Source organism: Actinophytocola sp. (genome assembly GCF_036378875.1).
Lineage (GTDB): Bacteria > Actinomycetota > Actinomycetes > Mycobacteriales > Pseudonocardiaceae > Actinophytocola.
This window is the reverse complement of record NZ_DASUVO010000047.1, coordinates 69087-86367: the sequence shown is the minus strand read 5'-3', so window position 1 is coordinate 86367 and position 17281 is coordinate 69087. Positions and strand designations below refer to the sequence as shown.

25 protein-coding genes are annotated in these 17281 nt (G+C 68.4%); 3 read left to right on the top strand and 22 right to left on the bottom strand.

The window, feature by feature from the left end; all coding sequences use genetic code 11:
- The first annotated feature begins 188 nt into the window (after nt 1-188).
- Together VF106_RS13455 and VF106_RS13450 are read left to right on the top strand one after the other, a co-directional pair.
- A complete protein-coding gene (locus VF106_RS13455; RefSeq protein WP_414638956.1) occupies nt 189-1748 on the top strand; it encodes a S8 family peptidase in 1560 nt (519 codons plus the stop codon).
- Nucleotides 1749-1832: 84 nt separating this feature from the next.
- Nucleotides 1833-2738: an asparaginase gene (locus VF106_RS13450; protein WP_330839993.1), complete on the top strand. Its 906-nt coding sequence runs from the start codon at nt 1833-1835 to the stop codon at nt 2736-2738.
- 193 nt (nt 2739-2931) lie between these two features.
- Here the strand turns inward: VF106_RS13450 and truA are convergent, their stop codons facing one another.
- From truA to infA, 9 genes are all read right to left on the bottom strand, one after another.
- Complete coding sequence (gene truA, locus VF106_RS13445; protein WP_414638955.1) at nt 2932-3759, bottom strand: tRNA pseudouridine(38-40) synthase TruA; 828 nt, start codon at nt 3757-3759, stop codon at nt 2932-2934.
- Nucleotides 3760-3850: 91 nt separating this feature from the next.
- Entirely contained in the window at nt 3851-4588 is a 738-nt protein-coding gene (rplQ, locus tag VF106_RS13440) for a 50S ribosomal protein L17, sunset domain variant (protein WP_524535853.1), read from the bottom strand.
- Nucleotides 4588-5646: a DNA-directed RNA polymerase subunit alpha gene (locus VF106_RS13435; RefSeq protein WP_330839991.1), complete on the bottom strand. Its 1059-nt coding sequence runs from the start codon at nt 5644-5646 to the stop codon at nt 4588-4590. The genes rplQ and VF106_RS13435 overlap by 1 nt, the downstream gene beginning before the upstream one ends.
- An 89-nt stretch (nt 5647-5735) precedes the next feature.
- The gene (gene rpsD, locus VF106_RS13430) at nt 5736-6341 is read right to left on the bottom strand and encodes a 30S ribosomal protein S4 (RefSeq protein ID WP_330839990.1); all 606 of its coding nucleotides are present in this window, start codon (nt 6339-6341) and stop codon (nt 5736-5738) included.
- A 21-nt stretch (nt 6342-6362) separates the two neighbouring features.
- A complete protein-coding gene (rpsK, locus tag VF106_RS13425; RefSeq protein WP_075126556.1) occupies nt 6363-6770 on the bottom strand; it encodes a 30S ribosomal protein S11 in 408 nt (135 codons plus the stop codon).
- A gap of 18 nt (nt 6771-6788) precedes the next feature.
- The gene (locus tag VF106_RS13420) at nt 6789-6992 is read right to left on the bottom strand and encodes a hypothetical protein (protein WP_330839989.1); all 204 of its coding nucleotides are present in this window, start codon (nt 6990-6992) and stop codon (nt 6789-6791) included.
- Nucleotides 6989-7369 (bottom strand): 30S ribosomal protein S13, encoded by a 381-nt coding sequence (gene rpsM, locus VF106_RS13415; protein ID WP_330839988.1) that lies wholly within the window; start codon nt 7367-7369, stop codon nt 6989-6991. Before rpsM ends, VF106_RS13420 begins: the two co-directional genes overlap by 4 nt.
- Before the next feature lie 147 nt (nt 7370-7516).
- Nucleotides 7517-7630, bottom strand: a complete 114-nt coding sequence (gene rpmJ / locus VF106_RS13410; protein WP_010148647.1) for a 50S ribosomal protein L36 — start codon at nt 7628-7630, stop codon at nt 7517-7519.
- 24 nt (nt 7631-7654) lie between these two features.
- A complete protein-coding gene (gene infA, locus VF106_RS13405; protein ID WP_005166804.1) occupies nt 7655-7876 on the bottom strand; it encodes a translation initiation factor IF-1 in 222 nt (73 codons plus the stop codon).
- Nucleotides 7877-8448: 572 nt separating this feature from the next.
- Here infA and VF106_RS13400 point away from each other — a divergent pair.
- A complete protein-coding gene (locus VF106_RS13400; RefSeq protein WP_330839987.1) occupies nt 8449-9198 on the top strand; it encodes a hypothetical protein in 750 nt (249 codons plus the stop codon).
- Here VF106_RS13400 and map read toward each other — a convergent pair.
- The 13 genes from map to rplX form a co-directional block, all read right to left on the bottom strand.
- A complete protein-coding gene (gene map, locus VF106_RS13395) occupies nt 9195-9962 on the bottom strand; it encodes a type I methionyl aminopeptidase (protein ID WP_330840039.1) in 768 nt (255 codons plus the stop codon). The genes VF106_RS13400 and map overlap by 4 nt on opposite strands.
- A gap of 44 nt (nt 9963-10006) precedes the next feature.
- Nucleotides 10007-10561, bottom strand: a complete 555-nt coding sequence (locus VF106_RS13390) for an adenylate kinase (RefSeq protein ID WP_330839986.1) — start codon at nt 10559-10561, stop codon at nt 10007-10009.
- Complete coding sequence (gene secY / locus VF106_RS13385) at nt 10558-11859, bottom strand: preprotein translocase subunit SecY (protein ID WP_330839985.1); 1302 nt, start codon at nt 11857-11859, stop codon at nt 10558-10560. Before secY ends, VF106_RS13390 begins: the two co-directional genes overlap by 4 nt.
- 229 nt (nt 11860-12088) lie before the next feature.
- Nucleotides 12089-13324: a hypothetical protein gene (locus VF106_RS13380; protein ID WP_330839984.1), complete on the bottom strand. Its 1236-nt coding sequence runs from the start codon at nt 13322-13324 to the stop codon at nt 12089-12091.
- 137 nt (nt 13325-13461) lie between these two features.
- Complete coding sequence (gene rplO, locus VF106_RS13375) at nt 13462-13908, bottom strand: 50S ribosomal protein L15 (protein ID WP_330840038.1); 447 nt, start codon at nt 13906-13908, stop codon at nt 13462-13464.
- Nucleotides 13905-14090: a 50S ribosomal protein L30 gene (gene rpmD, locus VF106_RS13370; protein ID WP_330840037.1), complete on the bottom strand. Its 186-nt coding sequence runs from the start codon at nt 14088-14090 to the stop codon at nt 13905-13907. The genes rplO and rpmD overlap by 4 nt, the downstream gene beginning before the upstream one ends.
- Before the next feature lie 4 nt (nt 14091-14094).
- The gene (gene rpsE / locus VF106_RS13365; RefSeq protein ID WP_330839983.1) at nt 14095-14742 is read right to left on the bottom strand and encodes a 30S ribosomal protein S5; all 648 of its coding nucleotides are present in this window, start codon (nt 14740-14742) and stop codon (nt 14095-14097) included.
- A gap of 31 nt (nt 14743-14773) precedes the next feature.
- Nucleotides 14774-15178, bottom strand: coding sequence for a 50S ribosomal protein L18 (gene rplR, locus VF106_RS13360; protein WP_330839982.1), 405 nt, complete (start codon nt 15176-15178; stop codon nt 14774-14776).
- A 2-nt stretch (nt 15179-15180) separates the two neighbouring features.
- Nucleotides 15181-15717 carry a 50S ribosomal protein L6 gene (gene rplF, locus VF106_RS13355; protein WP_330839981.1) on the bottom strand — a complete coding sequence of 179 codons (537 nt, stop codon included), beginning with the start codon at nt 15715-15717 and terminating at the stop codon, nt 15181-15183.
- A gap of 16 nt (nt 15718-15733) precedes the next feature.
- Nucleotides 15734-16132 (bottom strand): 30S ribosomal protein S8, encoded by a 399-nt coding sequence (rpsH, locus tag VF106_RS13350; RefSeq protein WP_330839980.1) that lies wholly within the window; start codon nt 16130-16132, stop codon nt 15734-15736.
- A gap of 80 nt (nt 16133-16212) precedes the next feature.
- Complete coding sequence (locus tag VF106_RS13345) at nt 16213-16398, bottom strand: type Z 30S ribosomal protein S14 (protein WP_330839979.1); 186 nt, start codon at nt 16396-16398, stop codon at nt 16213-16215.
- A gap of 4 nt (nt 16399-16402) precedes the next feature.
- Nucleotides 16403-16966 carry a 50S ribosomal protein L5 gene (gene rplE, locus VF106_RS13340; RefSeq protein WP_330839978.1) on the bottom strand — a complete coding sequence of 188 codons (564 nt, stop codon included), beginning with the start codon at nt 16964-16966 and terminating at the stop codon, nt 16403-16405.
- A complete protein-coding gene (gene rplX / locus VF106_RS13335; RefSeq protein ID WP_330839977.1) occupies nt 16966-17280 on the bottom strand; it encodes a 50S ribosomal protein L24 in 315 nt (104 codons plus the stop codon). The genes rplE and rplX overlap by 1 nt, the downstream gene beginning before the upstream one ends.
- Nucleotide 17281 lies beyond the last annotated feature (1 nt).

Here is a 17281-nt window from a genome sequence, read left to right as displayed (position 1 = left end):
GAACTTGTTCACACGTGATGAGCAAGTGTTCATAAGTAGCTCCTCGAACACGGGTGGCTCTCTTGCGTCACCCCCGTTCTCAACGCAGTGTGGAGATAGTTCGCTCGCGAACGACGTCATCTCCCCCTACGCACGAGGCCTCATCGAGGGCTTGAGGTCTCGTGCGCCCTGCGACAAGGAGAACGGGTATGGGCAGGTCTCGTGCTGTCTCAGTGAGACGGCTGCTAGCGGCCGGCGCGACCACGGCGGCCGCCGTCGGTCTCGCGGTCGTGACCGCCGCGCCGGCCTCGGCCGCGCCGGAGGGCCAGATCCTCGGCGCCGACTCGGCCAACGCGGTCGACGGCAGCTACATCGTCGCCTACAAGGACGGCGCCGCCGCGGAAGCCGCGAGCACGGCGGCGTCCCTCGGTTCGAAGGTCACCCACAAGTACTCAGCGGTGCTGAACGGCGGCTTCGCCGCCTCGATGAGCGAGCAGCAGGCCAAGGAGCTCGCCGCCGACCCGGATGTCGCGTTCGTGCAGCAGAACCAGACGCTGAGCATCACCACGGACCAGCCGAACCCGCCGTCCTGGGGCCTGGACCGCATCGACCAGCGGAGCCTGCCGCTGAACAGCAACTACTCGTACACGACGACCGCCAGCAACGTGCACGCGTACATCATCGACACGGGCATGGACCTGGACCACTCGGCCTACACCGGCCGGTCCACCAGCGGCTTCGACGCCATCGACGGCGGCACGGCGGAGGACGGTCACGGCCACGGCACGCACGTCGCCGGCACTGTGGGTGGCACGACGTTCGGCGTGGCCAAGGGCGTGCAGCTGGTCGCCGTCCGCGTGCTGAACAACTCGGGCTCGGGCACGACGGCGCAGGTCGTCGCCGGCATCAACTGGGTGACCCAGAACGCGATCAAGCCGGCCGTGGCGAACATGAGCCTCGGCGGCGGGGCCGACTCCGCCCTCGACTCGGCCGTGGCGGACTCGATCGCCTCGGGTGTCACGTACGCGATCGCGTCCGGCAACTCGAACGCCAACGCCTGCACCTTCTCGCCGGCGCGTGTGCCGACCGCGATCACCGTGAACGCGTCGACCAACACCGACGCACGGGCCTCGTTCTCGAACTTCGGCAACTGCACCGACATCTTCGCGCCGGGCCAGAACATCACGTCGTCGTGGCTGGCCAACGGCACGAACACGATCAGCGGCACCTCGATGGCCACCCCACACGTGGCTGGCGGTGCGGCGCTGTACCTGGCGGACCATCCAGCCGCGGCACCGGCCGAGGTGGCAGCGGCACTGGTCGCGAACGGCACCACCGGCAAGATCACCAGCCCGGGCACCGGTTCGCCGAACGTCCTGCTGTACACGGGCACGGGTGGCGCCGAGCCGCCGCCGTCGAACGGCGCCTGCGCCGCGGCGAGCAACGGCACCGACTTCGCGATCAACGACAACTCCACGGTGAACAGCCCGATCACGATCTCCGGCTGCACCGGCACCGCCAGCACCGGCTCCACCGTGGCCGTGTCGATCGTCCACACCTACATCGGTGACCTGGTCGTCAGCCTGGTCGCACCGGACGGGAGCGTCTACACCCTGCACAACCGTGAGGGTGGCAGCACCGACAACCTGAACCAGACCTACACCGTCAACCTGTCGACGGAGACCGCGAACGGCACCTGGAACCTGCGGGTCCAGGACGCGGCGTCCATCGACACCGGCCGCATCGACACCTGGACCCTGGACCTCTGACCTGGGTTCTTTCCGGCGCTCCTCGCTTGTTCGCTGAGCGGGGAGCGCCGGTCCATGCCCGTGTTTCTCGGTTAGGTTGACGGGGTGTCCCTGCTGCTCGTCGCCACCGGCGACACGATGGCCCACCGTGCCGCGAGCGTCGCCTCCGGCCGGGACCTGTTGGAGCTCGCCGGCCCGCCGCCGATGCGGGTGGTCGTCGAGGACGTGATGGCCGAGCCGTCCTGGGACACGTCGGTGTCGACCCAGCTCGCGCTGGCTCGCCGGGTACACAAGGCCATCGCAGAGGACGAGTTCACCGGGGTCGTGGTCACGCACGGCGTGGACAGCCTGGAGGAGACCGCGTTTCTCGCGGACCTGCTCGCCGGCTCAGCCCGCGGCGGCATCGTGTTCACCGGCGGGCTTCGGCCGCTGTCGGCAGCCAACCCCGACGGTCCCGCGAACCTCGCCACCGCACTCGTCGCCGCGGCCGACCCGGCGCTGCGTGGCGTCGGCGCGGTGGTGTGCCTCGGCGACGAACTACACGCGGCACGCTGGGCACGCCTGCGGGACGGCTTCACGTCGACACCGCACCCGATGCTGGGCCGGGTCGTCGAGGGCAAGGTCCGGCTCACGTCCACACCACCGCCACGGCCACCCGTCGTCGGCGGGGAGCCGGAAACGGACGTGGCGCTGCTCAAGACCTACCCGACCATGCCGTCCTCGCTGCTGACGATGGTGACCGACCTCGGCGCGCAGGGCGTGGTACTCGAAGGCACGGGCGACGGCAACGTCCCGGTGGAGCTGTTCGGCACGGTCATGAGCCTGACCCAGATGGACATCCCCGTGGTCGTCGCATCCCGCGCACACACGACGGAGATCGGGCTGGTGGAACGCATGGGCGCGATCAGCGCGGCGGGCCTGCCCCCGGAAAAGGCCCGAATGGCCCTGATGGTCGCCCTCGGCAAGGGCGGCGGCGTCGCGGCGGCACTCCGCTACTTCGGCAACCTCTGACCCACGCGTACACGAAAGCGCGACTCGCAGGGGCTGAAGGCGCGACTCGCGGGGGCCGAAAGCGCGACTCGCGGGTCTGGAGTGTTGGACACGCGGTTGTCCACAGGGGGCGGGTTGGGGCGGCCGGTTTTGTCGGTGCTGTGCCGTAGCGTGGAACCGGGGGCCGGAGGCCACTGGGGGTTACCGCGCCGGGTTATGGGTGGGTGCGGAGGTTGCGGGTTTGTTCCGCGCGGGTGGCCAGTTGGTCCGGGGGTGGGTAGTCCACGCCTACCAGGGTCAGGCCGTGGGCCGGGGCGACCGTGATGGTGCTGGGGCGGGCTTCCGCCTTCAGTAGGGATGCCGGCCACTCGGGTGGTTTGCGGCCCTCGCCCACCGCCAGCAGTGCGCCCACCAGGCTGCGGACCATGGAGTGGCAGAACGCGTCCGCCGAGACCTGTGCCGACACGTACTCGCCGGTGCGGGTCCAGTGCAGGCGTTGCAGATCGCGGATCGTCGTGGCGCCCTCGCGGCGGCGGCAGAACGCGACGAAGTCGTTGAGGCCCACCAGCAGTGCCGACGCCTCGTTCATGCGGTCCACGTCCACCGTTCGGGGCCACGCCACCGTGTCGTGCCGGCGCAGGGGGTCGGCCAGCCACGGCTGGTCGCACACCCGGTAGACGTAGTGCCGGCGGACGGCGGAGAAGCGGGCGTCGAAGCCGGGTGGGGCCTCGCGTATCGCACGGATACGAACGTCCGCGGGTAGTGCCCTTGTCAGCCGGGCCAGGTCAGGGGCCGCCGGCAGGTCGGTGTGCGCGACCTGGCCGGACGCGTGCACACCGGCGTCCGTGCGGCCCGCGACCGTCAGGCGCACGTCGTGCCGCAGGACCATCGACATGGTGTCCTCGATGACCCCGCACACCGTGCGACGGCCCGGTTGACGCGCCCAGCCCGAGAAGTCCGTGCCGTCGTAGGCGATGTCCAGCATGAACCGGACGAGCCCGCCGTCCACCCGGGGGGCGTGGGGGGCAGCGCCCCCCATCATCCCCACCACCCGATCCCGCGAAGCCGCACAGCGGCGAGCAGGATCGGACCAATCGGGTGGACGACGGGCTCGTTCGGTGACAGTTGACCAGTCAGGACTCGTCGTCCTGTGACGGGGGCTTGTTGAAGCCCGCCTGCTCCGCGTCCTCGGTGGTGGCGAACCACACCTCGGCCTCGGTCTGGTCGTAGTACTGGGTGTCCGGCTCGTGGTAGAGCATCGAGTCGGCGTTGCCCTTGATCGGGAAGCCCTCGGGCTGCGAGCCGTCCTCCAGCGCGGCACGGCTGCCGGCGCCGTAGGGGTGCTCGTCGTCCGACGCGCTCTCCTCGACCTCGACGTCCGCTGCCTCGACCGCCTCGTCGGCCGCGGTGTCCGCCGCGGTCTCCTCGGTCTCGGTCTCGGCGGCCTCGGTCTTGGCCTTCTCGTCCTTGGCGAACCGGGTCTTGCGCGCGGCCTCGGCCTCGGCGGTGACCGTCTTCTCCTGCACGAGCTCGATGATCGCCATGGGGGCGTTGTCGCCCTTGCGCGGGAGCGTCTTCAGGATGCGGGTGTAGCCACCTTCGCGGTCGGCGAAGAACGGGCCGATCTCCGTGACGAGGCGGTGCACGACCGACTTGTCCCGGATGACCTGCATGATCTGGCGACGGTTGTGCAGGTCGCCCTTCTTCGCCTTGGTGATCAGGCGCTCCGCGTACGGCCGCAGCTTCTTGGCCTTGGCCTGGGTGGTGTGAATCCGGCCGTGCTCGAACAGCGATGTGGCGAGGTTTGCCAGCATCAGCCGCTCGTGGGCCGGCGAGCCGCCCAGGCGGGCGCCCTTGGTTGGGGTGGGCATTACAGCTGCTCCGTCTCCGCGTAGTCCTGGCCGTCATCGTGGCTGGCATCGCCGAGCCCGCTGTCGGACGACCAGCTCTCGCTGGTGTAGTCGGAAGCGGCGGTCGTCGGGTCGAACCCGGGCGGGCTGTCCTTCAGCGCGAGACCGAGGCCGACGAGCTTCATCTTGACCTCGTCGATCGACTTCGCACCGAAGTTGCGGATGTCCAGCAGGTCCGCCTCGCTGCGCGAGACCAGCTCACCCACCGTGTGGATGCCCTCGCGCTTGAGGCAGTTGTACGAACGCACGGTGAGGTCGAGGTCCTCGATCGGCATCGCGTAGGCGGCGATGGTGTCCGCCTCCTGCGGCGACGGACCGATCTCGATCCCCTCGGCGTCCACGTTCAGCTCGCGGGCGAGCCCGAACAGCTCGACCAGCGTCTTACCGGCCGACGCGACGGCGTCCCGCGGGGTGATCGAGGGCTTCGTCTCGACGTCGAGGATCAGCCGGTCGAAGTCGGTGCGCTGCTCGACACGCGTCGCCTCGACCTTGTAGGTGACCCGCAGCACCGGCGAGTAGATCGAGTCGACCGGGATGCGGCCGATCTCGGCGCCCGCCTGCTTGTTCTGCACGGCCGGCACGTAGCCGCGACCGCGCTCGACCACGAGCTCGATCTCCAGCTTGCCCTTGCCGTTCAGCGTTGCGATGTGCAGGTCGGGGTTGTGCACGGTGACACCGGCCGGCGGCACGATGTCGCCGGCGGTGACCTCACCGGGGCCCTGCTTGCGCAGGTACATGGTGACCGGCTCGTCCTCCTCGGAGCTGACGACCAGCTCCTTGAGGTTGAGGATGATGTCGGTGACGTCTTCCTTCACGCCCGGCACGGTGGTGAACTCGTGCAGCACACCGTCGATGCGGATGCTCGTGACGGACGCGCCCGGGATCGACGACAGCAGCGTCCGGCGCAGCGAGTTGCCGAGCGTGTAGCCGAAGCCCGGCTCCAGCGGCTCGATGGTGAACCGGGAGCGCGTCTCGTTGACCGGCTCCTCGCCGAGCGAGGGCCGCTGAGAAATCAGCACTTTCTTTTCCTTTACCTCAGGGACGCCCGCTATTTGACGCCCACCGGAGATGAACCGGGAGGCGGTCGTCGACCGCCTCCCGGCTTGAACTACTTCGAGTAGAACTCGACGATCAGCTGCTCCTGCACGGGCACGTCGATCTGCGCGCGCTCCGGCAGCTGGTGCACGAGGACACGCAGCGTGTTCGGCACGACCTGCAGCCAGCCCGGGATCGGCCGGTCGCCGTAGGACTCCTTGGCCGCGACGAACGGCAGCATGCTCAGCGACTTCGGCTTCACGTCGATGATGTCGAACTTCGACACCTGGAAGCTCGGGACGTTGACCGCCCTGCCGTTGACGATGAAGTGGCCGTGGCTGACCAGCTGCCGCGCCTGGCGGCGGGTGCGGGCGAGGCCCGCGCGGTACACCACGTTGTCCAGCCGCGACTCGAGCAGCTGCAGCAGCGCCTCACCGGTCTTGCCCTTGGTGCGCGCGGCCTGCTCGTAGTACTTGCGGAACTGCCGCTCGAGCACGCCGTAGGTGTAGCGGGCCTTCTGCTTCTCCTGGAGCTGAAGCAGGTACTCGCTCTCCTTGACCCGGCCGCGGCCGTGCTGGCCGGGCGGGTACGGGCGGCGCTCGAACGCGCGGTCGCCGCCGACGAGGTCAACCTTGAACCGCCGTGACTTGCGGGTCACGGGTCCGGTGTAACGAGCCATTGTTCTCTACTCCCCCGATCCCTAGACCCGGCGCCGCTTCGGGGGGCGGCATCCGTTGTGCGGCTGTGGCGTGACGTCCTGGATGGTGCCGACCTCGAGGCCCGCCGCCTGCAGCGAGCGGATCGCGGTCTCCCGGCCGGAGCCGGGGCCCTTCACGAAGACGTCGACCTTGCGCATGCCGTGTTCCGCGGCCTTGCGGGCCGCGTTCTCGGCCGCCATCTGCGCCGCGAACGGGGTCGACTTGCGGGAGCCCTTGAAGCCGACGTGGCCGCTGGAGGCCCAGCTGATCACGTTGCCGTTGGGGTCGGTGATGGAGACGATCGTGTTGTTGAACGTGCTCTTGATGTGCGCGTGGCCATGAGAGACGTTCTTCTTTTCCTTGCGCCGGACCTTCTTGACGCCGGCGCCCTGGCGGGACTTGGGTGGCATTGCTGCGGAGTGCTCCTGTTAACGCGAGGAAGTCGAGGTCTGGGTACGCGCGGCGGACTCGGTGGTCTCCGCGTCGCCGTCGCGGGCGGCTTCGTGCTTGAAGCCGGGCACCCGGTAGAGGTCGCGAAGTGCCTGTGGCCGGGCGCTCTTGGGCGCCACCTGAAGAGCCACGAACTGCCGGTTGCGTCGTCGCTGTGCGACGACCGATACGACCTGGCTCACTTCTTACCAGCCTTCTTCTTGCCGGCGACCGTCTTCTTGGGGCCCTTGCGAGTGCGGGCGTTGGTCTTCGTGCGCTGTCCGCGGACAGGCAGACCGCGGCGCCACCGCAGGCCCTCGTAGCAGCCGATCTCGATCTTCCGGCGGATGTCCGCGTTCACCTCGCGGCGGAGGTCACCTTCGACCTTGTAGTTGGTCTCGATGTGCTCACGCAGCTTGGCCACGTCCTCGTCGGACAGGTCCTTCGCGCGCAGGTCCGGGCTGATCCCGGTCGCCGTGAGCAGTTCCTTGGAGCGGGTACGGCCGATGCCGTAGATGTAGGTCAGCGCGATCTCCATCCGCTTCTCGCGGGGGAGGTCGACGCCAGCAACGCGTGCCATATCTCCTCTTGAAGGTAGTTTCCAGGTCTTCTCCCCAACCGTCCCGCACCGTGGCGGGCCCCGGCCTGGTCCGGGGGTGAACCGAGCCCGTGTGGCTCGGCAGGTGTGGAGAGGTCCTCTTTTGTGTGTCCGCTACGCGTGCTGTGATCAGCCCTGGCGCTGCTTGTGGCGCAGGTTCTCGCAGATCACCATGACCCGGCCGTGACGGCGGATCACCTTGCACTTGTCGCAGATCTTCTTGACGCTCGGCTGGACCTTCACGTCCCTGTCTCTCTACTGGTGGCTCTACTTGTAGCGGTAGACGATTCGGCCGCGGGACAGGTCGTAGGGCGAAAGCTCCACGACTACTCGGTCCTCCGGCAGGATGCGGATGTAGTGCTGCCGCATCTTCCCGCTGATGTGCGCCAGGACCTTGTGTCCGTTCTCCAACTCGACACGGAACATCGCGTTGGGGAGCGGCTCCACCACACGGCCTTCGACCTCGATAGCCCCGTCCTTCTTGCCCATGTCCTCCGCGTTTCGTCTCTGTCTACGCAGACCGCCGTGCGTCTACGCTAGAGCGAAACGCATGACGGAACCGGCGCAAAGGCTGCGCCACCGGTCCAGTGTACGCGCGCGTGTTGAACAGGAAAAATCGGCCCCCTGCCACGCGGACGCGCCACCCCGTGGGGTGAGAAGCACCGGCACCGGCCGCTATTTCATAGCTTCGACCAGCGATTTTAGCGCATCGAGCAGGCGTGCGTCCTGCGGGCGCACACCGGCGCCCGCAGGGACGGTTCCCGAGGCGGTTCGCGCGCCCGGCGGTGGACGGTTCACGTAGGCACGTGACAACGGCCACAACCGCTCTGCGCCACCAACCGACTCCGAGCGATCACCGACCGACCACCGATCGGTGGCGGCGTCCGGGTCGGCGGCAGCGGTCAGCGACGACGATGATCGAAAAGACTCCGTCGGCCACGACCGGTTGGTATTTCCGGGTGAATTCCGGCCCGTTCGTCAGTTTCTCCGGCCACGACAATCCGGGCCGACCAAACAAAGACCCGTTCCTCTCCGAACGACCCGTGACGAGAGGGGCGAGGATGGGGCGTCGAGGAACGAACCTGGTCCTGCTGGGGGCTCTCCTGGGAGCACTTCTGCTTGCGATACCGGCTCTGACGCAGGGGCCGGCGTCCGTGCCAGTGGCCGCCGCACCCGATCCGGTGGTGCCCAGCGGTAACCCGCCGGCCACCAGCTCGGCCACCGCCACCACCTCGGCCGCGACGACCACGCCGACCAGCTCTCCGACGTCATCGGAACGCCCGTCGGCCCAACCCATGCCCTCTCCACCCACGTCCTCGGCACCCCGCGGTTCCTCGTCCTCGTCGGCACCGCCGAAGGGCTCGTCCTTCACGGCGGTGGCCGGGCCCGCCTGTCCCGTGGACGCCGTCCAGCGCACCCGCATCTCCGCCGGCTGGCAGGTCGTGCCCGGCGACAGCTGGACCGGTGACAGCTGCGGCGACCGGTTTCTCTACTCCCCGCCCGACGACCCGAACTACCTGCAGTGGCTGTTCACGTTCGACGCACCCGTGGCGCGGACCTGCCGCGTCGAGGTGTTCGTGCCCAACTCACCGCTCGCATCCGGACGGATCTGGTACGGAATCGCCGATCGGTTCGAGAACGTCGACTATCGGGTGGGTGGGTTCACCGTCGACCAGAAGGCCAACCGGGGTCAGTGGGTCAAGGCCGGCACCGTCGCGTTCGACACCAACGCCCTGCTGGTCAACGTCGACGGCGACCAGGGGACGACCGGCGTGACGGCCGGACCGCTGCGCGTGACGTGCGGGAGCTAGGGCGCGGTCAGGACCCAGGGGCCGTCGTCGGTGACCGCGACGGTGTGTTCCCAGTGCGCGGCGCGGGAGCCGTCGGCCGTGACCACCGTCCAGCCGTCGGACAGCTCCTCCGTCTGTTCACCGCCCAGGGTGAGCATCGGCTCGATCGCGATGGCCATGCCGACCCGCAGGCGCGGGCCCTTGCCCGGCTTGCCGTAGTTCGGCAGGAACGGCTCCATGTGCATGGACGTGCCGATGCCGTGGCCGCCGTACTCGCGGACGATGCCGTACGCGGTGCCGGTGGCGCGTTCCGTCGCGTGGACGGACTCCTCGATGGCGTGCGAGACGTCCGTCAGGCGAGCACCCGCGACGACGGCCTTGATACCGGCCTCCATCGCTGCTCTGGTGGCGTCGGACAGGGCGAGGTCGGCGTCGGTCACCGTGCCCACCGGGACCGTGACCGCCGAGTCGCCGTGCCAGCCGTCCAGGATGGCGCCGCAGTCGACGGAGATCAGGTCGCCCTCCGCGAGTACCTGCTCACGGGACGGGATGCCGTGGACGATCTGCTCGTTCACCGAGGCGCAGATCGTGGCGGGGTAACCGTGGTAGCCGAGGAACGACGGGACCGCGCCCGCGTCCCGGATCGTCTGCTCAGCCAGCTCGTCCAGCTCACCGGTGCTCACCCCGGGGCGGATGGCGGCCACGACGTCGGCCAGGGCCTTCGCCACCACCAGGCCGGCCGCGCGCATGGCTTCCAGCTCGGTCGGGCTCTTCAGCTCGATCATGGAACGGCCACGCCACTGCCGCAGCGTGTTGACCAGCGCACGGGTCACGTCCGATCGCGCAACGCGGTGAGCACCCGGTTGGTGACCTCACCGACCTCGCCGACACCGTCGACGGTCACCAGCAGGTCCCGGTAGTAGTCGAGCAGCGGCGCCGTCTCCGACTGGTACACGTGTAAGCGGTGCCGGATGACGTCCTCGTTGTCGTCCGAGCGGCCGCGCGCGAGCAGGCGCTGCACCAGCACGTCCTCGCTGACCTGCAGCTGCACGACCGCGTCCAGCTTCTGGTCCGAGTCCGCGAGCTCCTTGGCCAGCACCTCGGCCTGCCCGATGTTGCGCGGGAAGCCGTCGAGCAGGAAACCGTCCGCCGTGTCCGGCTGCTCGAGCCGGTCGACCAGCATCTGGTTGGTGATCTCGTCGGGCACCAGCCCACCGCTGTCGAGAATGTGCTTGACCTTCTGGCCGAGCTCGGTCTCTTCCGCGATGTGCTTGCGGAACAGGTCGCCGGTGGAGATGTGCGGGATGCCCAACTTCTCGCTCAGCGCGGTCGCCTGGGTGCCCTTGCCCGCACCTGGCGGACCCACGAGAACGAGTCGTGTCACTTCAGGAACCCTTCGTAGTTGCGCTGCATGAGCTGGCTTTCGATCTGCTTGACGGTGTCAAGACCAACGCCAACCATGATCAGAACAGCAGTGCCACCAAAGGGGAAGTTCTGGTTCTGACCCTCGCCGGTGATGTCCAGGAAGAAGTTGGGCAGGACCGCGATGATGCCCAGGTAGATAGAACCCGGCAGGGTGATGCGGCTCAGTACGAACTGCAGGTACTCGGCGGTCGGCCGGCCCGGCCGAATGCCCGGGATGAAGCCGCCGTACTTCTTCATGTCCTCAGCCCGCTCCTGCGGGTTGAACTGGATGCTGATGTAGAAGTACGTGAAGAAGATGATCATCGCGAAGTAGACCGAGATGTGCACCCAGTCCGACTGCCGCACGAGGTGGTCGTTGACGAACCTCGTCCACCAGTTGTTCGTGCTACCGGTGAGCCTGGTGATCAGGTCGGGCAGGTACAGCAGCGACGACGCGAAGATGATCGGGATGACGCCGGCCTGGTTGACCTTCATCGGCAGGTAGGTCGAGGTGCCGCCGTACATGCGGCGGCCGACCATGCGCTTGGCGTACTGCACCGGGATGCGGCGCTGGCCCTGCTCGAGGAACACCACGCCGACGATGATCGCGAGACCGAAGACGCACACGATCGTGAAGACCAGCGGGCCGTTGTTCTGGAGGATGTTGCCACCCTCGGCCGGGATGCGGGCCGCGATGTTGACGAACATCAGCAGCGACATGCCGTTGCCGACGCCGCGCTCGGTGATGAGCTCGCCGAACCACATGATGACCGCGGTGCCGGCGGTCATCGTCACGACGATGATGGCCAGTTCCCAGATCCCGTTGTTCGGGATGATCGGCTCGTCGCAGTTACCGAAGAGGCCGCCCTGGTTGGCCATGGCGATGATGCCGGTGGCCTGCAGGATCGCGAGCCCGATCGTCAGGTAGCGCGTGTACTGCGTGAGCTTGCCCTGGCCGGACTGGCCTTCCTTGCGCAGCTGCTCGAACCGCGGGATGACCACGGTGAGCAGCTGGATGATGATGCTCGCGGTGATGTAGGGCATGATCCCGAGCGCGAACACCGACAGCTGCAGCAACGCGCCGCCACTGAACAGGTTCAGCAGCTGGTAGATGCTCTGGTCGTCGACGTCCGCGATGCACTTCTGCACGTTGGGGTACGACACACCAGGCGAAGGCAGCATCGCGCCGACCCGATAGATCGCAATGATCATCAGGGTGAAAAGGATCTTGCGGCGCAGGTCCGGCGTCTTGATAGCCGAGCGGAAGGCGCTGAGCACGCAAGGACCTCCTAGGCGTCGCCGACGATCTTCGCCGACGATCGGCTTCGCCGGGTTGGTTACCGGCCGGGACACACTCCTGGCCGTCAGAACAGCTGGCAAGCCAGAACGCTCCGGGGGACACTCCACCCGAAGCGTGCATCCGACTTTAACAGGAGCGCTGGGGGCTCATGCACCCCCCGGCCTGTACGGGATTCGGTGCCGCCATTTGGCGTACGGGTTTCCTGCACTAGGCGCGCGGAGGCTCCGCGAGCGGGTCCTCGGTGGCCGGGATCGCCGGGCCAGGCAGGCGTTCGGGGAGCGGCGGCGCGTCCGGGAGCACGATCGGCGCCGGCTCTGCCACCGCGGGCGGCGGTGTGCCGTTCGCGAGGACGACGGGGTCCGCGGTGAACGGCACCGGCGGTGAGGCCGGGATGCCGGTGGGCGGGCTCACGGGAATGACCTGGCTGGGTGACAGCGGTTGCCCGGTGAGCGGGTCGACGGCGACCGGGACCTGGACTGGCTGCTCGACCTGCGGGCCACCAATGGGTGAATCCAGCGGACGTGGCTGCCCGGTGAGCGGGTCGACAGGAGCCTGAGGCTGGAGCTGCTGCCCGGCCAGTGGGTAGGCGGAGGCCGGCGCCTGGGGAAGCGGGTAGACGACCGGCACGCCACCAGGCGGGCTCGCGGCGGCTTCGGGCCCCAACGGCTGGCCGGTCAGCGGGTCGACGGCGCCAGGAGGTGCCTGAGGGCTCGACTGGCCGACGAACGGGCCCTGGCCGACCGGTTGACCCGTCAGCGGGTCGAGCAGCGTCGGCTGGCCCGTCAGCGGGGCCTGCACAGGCAGGGCGATGCCGAAGGGCGGGGTCGCCATGAACGGGTTCACCGCAACGGGTGGTTGCCAGGCCGCCGCCGGCTGGCGGGTCGGGAGCAGTGACAGCACCGACGCGGCGAAGGCCAGCAGGCACGCCGTCAGTAGCAGCCAGTAACCGGCGAGGTAGCTGGCGTTCGTGTCCAGGTCCTCGTTCAGCACGCCCAGCAGAAGGACGACGTCCACGCCGTTGCTGACCAGCAGGGCCGTCGTCCAGGCCGTGCCGATCAGGAAGGCGGTGCCGACCGACGTGACCAGACCAGCCACGCGCCCCGCCGCCGCCCGTGCCGCCGGGCTGGCCGCGTACCAGCACGCCGCGGCCGCGCAGGCCAGGAAGACCGCCGAGAACACCATCGGGTAGCCGACCCTCGGGACGTCGCCCAGGCCGTCGGCCACCTGTTCCTCCAGCTCCGCCGCCCACGGGGTGATGGTCACCTCGATGCGGTCGAAGCCGGCGTCCAGCTCACCCGAGTACAGCGGCAGGAACGAACTGGAGATCACCAGCACGAGGCCGACGAAGCACAGCACCGCCGCCGTGACGCGGGCCGGGTGCCAGTGGCCGGGGGGCATCAACGGCTGGGCCACCGTGGTCATGGCCGCCGGATAGATCGGCATGGCTGCGTGCTCCCCCGAAGTCATTCCTGGAGCGTCACGCATCGCACGTCCTCGCCATAGCACGAGGATGTCACGATCGGACGCGAACGGCCGGTGGAGTCACGCGAACCCCACCGGCCGTTTGCCAACCGTGAAAACTACAGCTTCGTGGCGCTTCCGCCCGCCGCCGACAGCTTCTCCGCCGCGCTCTTCGAGAACGCGTGAGCGGTCACGTCGAGCTTGACGGACACGTCGCCGTCACCGAGGACCTTCACCAGCTCATTCTTGCGGACCAGGCCCGCCTTCACGAGGTCCTCGACGCCGACCTGGCCGCCGTCGGCGAACACGCGGGCGATGTCGCCCAGGTTCACCGGCTGGTACTCGGTACGGAACCGGTTCTTGAAGCCACGCAGCTTCGGCAGCCGCATGTGGATCGGCATCTGGCCGCCCTCGAAGCGCGCCGGCACGTTCTTGCGTGCCTTCGTGCCCTTGGTACCGCGGCCGGCGGTCTTGCCGCCCTTGCCGCCCTCACCACGGCCGACCCGCTGCTTCTCCGTCTTGGCGCCAGGCGCGGGACGAAGGTGGTGGATCTTGATGGCCATCAGTTGTCGACCTCCTCGACCGTCACCAGGTGACGGACGGCGTGGATCAGGCCGCGAACCTCGGGGGTGTCCTCACGCACGGTGGACTGGCGGATCTTCCGCAGGCCCAGCGTGCGCAGCGACTCCCGGTGGTTGCGCTTGGTCCCGATGACGCTACGGACCTGGGTCACCTTGAGCTGTGCCATGTCCTCACGCTCCAGCCTGCGCACGCGCCCGCAGCATGCCGGCCGGGGCCACGTCCTCCAGCGGCAGGCCACGGCGAGCCGCGACCTCCTCCGGACGCTGCAGACCCTTCAGCGCGGCCACCGTGGCGTGCACGATGTTGATCGCGTTGTCGCTACCGAGCGACTTCGACAGCACGTCGTGGACACCGGCGCACTCCAGCACGGCACGCACCGGGCCACCGGCGATGACGCCGGTACCGGCGGAGGCCGGACGCAGGAGCACGACACCGGCGGCACGCTCACCCTGGATCGGGTGCGGGATGGTGCCGGCGATCCTCGGGACCTTGAAGAAGTTCTTCTTCGCCTCCTCGACGCCCTTGGCGATCGCGGCCGGCACCTCCTTCGCCTTGCCGTAGCCGACACCGACCATGCCGTCACCGTCGCCCACCACAACCAGCGCGGTGAAGCTGAACCGGCGACCACCCTTCACGACCTTGGCGACGCGGTTGATCGCGACGACGCGCTCGATGTGCGGGGTCTTGTCCTGGGCCGCCCCGCCACGGCCCCCATCGCGACGGTCCCTGCGGTCCCGGCGGTCACCGCGGTCACCGCGGTTGTCACCGCCCTGGCCGCCCTGCTGGCCGCCGCCGAATTGCCGTGAACGTCCCGGCATCAGGCGATCCTTCCCATGTTCATGGTCATGTCTAGAACTCCAGCCCGGCTTCCCGAGCCGCGTCGGCGAGCGCCGCGATCCGGCCGTGGTAGTCGTGACCACCTCGGTCGAACACGACTTTCGTGATGCCCGCGTTCTTGGCCCGGTCGGCGAGCAGCTGGCCGACCTTGGTCGAACGGGCCTTCTTGTCGCCGTCCACTGCCCGGACGTCCGCCTCGAGGCTCGTCGCCGACGCCAGCGTGCGGCCGGCGAGGTCGTCCACCAGCTGGGCCACGATGTGGCGCGAGGACCGGGTGACCGACAGGCGCGGACGCTCGGCGGTGCCCTGGACCTTCCGGCGGACCCGGAAGTGACGACGGGCCTTGGCGACCCGGCGGCGCGTCGAGACGTCCTTGCCGAGTGGCTTGCGGCGCTTCGTAACAGTCGCTTCGCTCATGATCACTTACCCGTCTTTCCGACCTTGCGGCGGATCTTCTCGCCCGCGTACCGCACGCCCTTGCCCTTGTACGGGTCCGGCTTGCGCAGCTTGCGGATGTTCGCGGCGACCTCGCCGACCCGCTGCTTGTCGATCCCGCTGACGGAGAACCTGGTCGGCGTCTCCACCGCGAAGGTGATGCCCTCCGGCGGCGTGACCTTGACCGGGTGGCTGTAGCCCAGCGAGAACTCCAGGTCCGAGCCCTTGAGCTGGACGCGGTAACCGACACCGTGGATCTCGAGCTTCTTCTCGTAACCCTCGGTGACGCCCACGACCAGGTTGTTCACGAGCGACCGGGTCAACCCGTGCAGCGCGCGGTTGCGCCGCTCGTCGTCGGGACGCTTGATCTGCAGGACGCCGTCCTCGCGCTCGACCGTGATCGGCTCGGCGACCGTGTGCGCGAGCGTGCCCTTGGGGCCCTTCACGCTGACCTGCTGGCCGTCGATCGTCACGTCCACGCCTGTCGGGACGGGGATCGGCAGCTTTCCGATGCGCGACATCTGTCTTCCCCTTCCCCTACCAGACGTAGGCGAGGACTTCCCCGCCCATCTTCTGCTTGCTGGCCTGCCGGTCCGTCAGCAGGCCGGCGGACGTGGAGATGATCGCCACGCCGAGGCCGCCGAGCACCTTCGGCAGGCTGGTTGACTTCGCGTACACCCGGAGACCGGGCTTGGACACCCGGCGCAGACCGGCGATGCTGCGCTCCCGGTTCGGGCCGTACTTGAGCTCGACGACAAGGTTCTTGCCCTTCTCGCCGTCCTCGTCGCGGTAGCCCATGATGTAGCCCTCGCGCTTGAGGATCTCCGCGATGTTGGCCTTGAGCTTCGAGTGCGGCAGCACGACCTCGTCGTGGTACGCCGAGTTGGCGTTACGCAGACGGGTCAAGAAGTCTGCGATCGGGTCGGTCATCGTCATGGTGACCTGTCAACCTTTCTCGCCATGGTTCCCCTCGTCGTGATCGACACAGGGCCTGTGGCGGGATGGATGTTTCTGTGTTACCAGCTGGACTTGTTCACGCCGGGGAGCTCGCCGCGGTGGGCCATCTCCCGCAGGCAGACACGGCAGAGGCCGAACTTGCGGAAAACCGAGCGCGGCCGGCCGCACCTCTGGCAGCGGGTGTAACCCCGCACCTTGAACTTCGGCTTCTGCGCCGCCTTGTGAACCAGGGCCTTCTTCGCCATGGGCTCAGTTCTCCTTGAACGGGAAGCCAAGACGCCGCAGCAGCGCCCGCCCCTCCTCGTTGTTGGTCGCGGTGGTGACGACGGTGATGTCCATCCCCCGCTGCCGGTCGATGGAGTCCGGGTTGATCTCGTGGAACATCGACTGCTCGTTGAGACCGAACGTGTAGTTGCCGTTGCCGTCGAACTGCTTCGGCGACAGGCCACGGAAGTCCCGGATACGGGGCAGCGCGATGGTGAGCAGCCGGTCGAGGAACTCCCACATGCGGTCGCCGCGCAGGGTGACCTTGGCGCCGATCGGCATGCCCTCACGCAGCTTGAACTGCGCGATGGACTTGGTGGCCCGCCGGACCTGCGGCTTCTGACCGGTGATCAGTGACAGGTCGCGAAGCGCGCCCTCGATGAGCTTGCCGTCGCGCGCCGCGTCACCGACGCCCATGTTCACCACGACCTTGACCACGCGCGGCACCTGCATCGCGTTGTCGTAGGTGAAGTCCTCTTTGAGCCCGGCCACGATCTCGTCGCGGTACCGGGTCTTCAGCCGAGGAGTGATCTTCTCCGCGGTGGTCATCAGATCTCCTTCCCGGTGCGGCGCGAGATCCGGACCTTGCGGCCGTTCTCGTCGAACTTGTAGCCGACCCGGGTGGGCTTGCCGTCGTCGCCGACGATCATCACGTTGCTCACGTCGATCGCCGCCTCCTGGGTGACGATCCCGCCCGACTGGGCGCCGCGCTGCGTCTGCGTGATCCGGGTGTGCTTCTTGATCCGGTTGACGCCCTCGACCAGGACCTTGTTGCGGTCCGGGTAGGCCTGGATGACCTTGCCCTTCGCGCCCTTGTCCTTGCCGGCGATGACGACGACCGTGTCACCCTTCTTGATCTTCATG

Bases quoted from the DNA above. Each gene is read 5' to 3' on its own strand.
- VF106_RS13455 (WP_414638956.1), top strand. From the start codon at position 189: ATGGGCAGGTCTCGTGCTGTCTCAGTGAGACGGCTGCTAGCGGCCGGC.
- truA (WP_414638955.1), bottom strand. From the start codon at position 3,759: ATGATGGGGGGCGCTGCCCCCCACGCCCCCCGGGTGGACGGCGGGCTC.
- rplQ (WP_524535853.1), bottom strand. From the start codon at position 4,588: ATGCCCACCCCAACCAAGGGCGCCCGCCTGGGCGGCTCGCCGGCCCAC.
- rpsD (WP_330839990.1), bottom strand. From the start codon at position 6,341: ATGGCTCGTTACACCGGACCCGTGACCCGCAAGTCACGGCGGTTCAAG.
- rpsK (WP_075126556.1), bottom strand. From the start codon at position 6,770: ATGCCACCCAAGTCCCGCCAGGGCGCCGGCGTCAAGAAGGTCCGGCGC.
- rpsM (WP_330839988.1), bottom strand. From the start codon at position 7,369: ATGGCACGCGTTGCTGGCGTCGACCTCCCCCGCGAGAAGCGGATGGAG.
- infA (WP_005166804.1), bottom strand. From the start codon at position 7,876: ATGGGCAAGAAGGACGGGGCTATCGAGGTCGAAGGCCGTGTGGTGGAG.
- VF106_RS13400 (WP_330839987.1), top strand. From the start codon at position 8,449: ATGGGGCGTCGAGGAACGAACCTGGTCCTGCTGGGGGCTCTCCTGGGA.
- map (WP_330840039.1), bottom strand. From the start codon at position 9,962: ATGATCGAGCTGAAGAGCCCGACCGAGCTGGAAGCCATGCGCGCGGCC.
- VF106_RS13380 (WP_330839984.1), bottom strand. From the start codon at position 13,324: ATGCCGATCTATCCGGCGGCCATGACCACGGTGGCCCAGCCGTTGATG.
- rpmD (WP_330840037.1), bottom strand. From the start codon at position 14,090: ATGGCACAGCTCAAGGTGACCCAGGTCCGTAGCGTCATCGGGACCAAG.
- rpsE (WP_330839983.1), bottom strand. From the start codon at position 14,742: ATGCCGGGACGTTCACGGCAATTCGGCGGCGGCCAGCAGGGCGGCCAG.
- rplR (WP_330839982.1), bottom strand. From the start codon at position 15,178: ATGAGCGAAGCGACTGTTACGAAGCGCCGCAAGCCACTCGGCAAGGAC.
- rplF (WP_330839981.1), bottom strand. From the start codon at position 15,717: ATGTCGCGCATCGGAAAGCTGCCGATCCCCGTCCCGACAGGCGTGGAC.
- rpsH (WP_330839980.1), bottom strand. From the start codon at position 16,132: ATGACGATGACCGACCCGATCGCAGACTTCTTGACCCGTCTGCGTAAC.
- VF106_RS13345 (WP_330839979.1), bottom strand. From the start codon at position 16,398: ATGGCGAAGAAGGCCCTGGTTCACAAGGCGGCGCAGAAGCCGAAGTTC.
- rplE (WP_330839978.1), bottom strand. From the start codon at position 16,966: ATGACCACCGCGGAGAAGATCACTCCTCGGCTGAAGACCCGGTACCGC.
- rplX (WP_330839977.1), bottom strand. From the start codon at position 17,280: ATGAAGATCAAGAAGGGTGACACGGTCGTCGTCATCGCCGGCAAGGAC.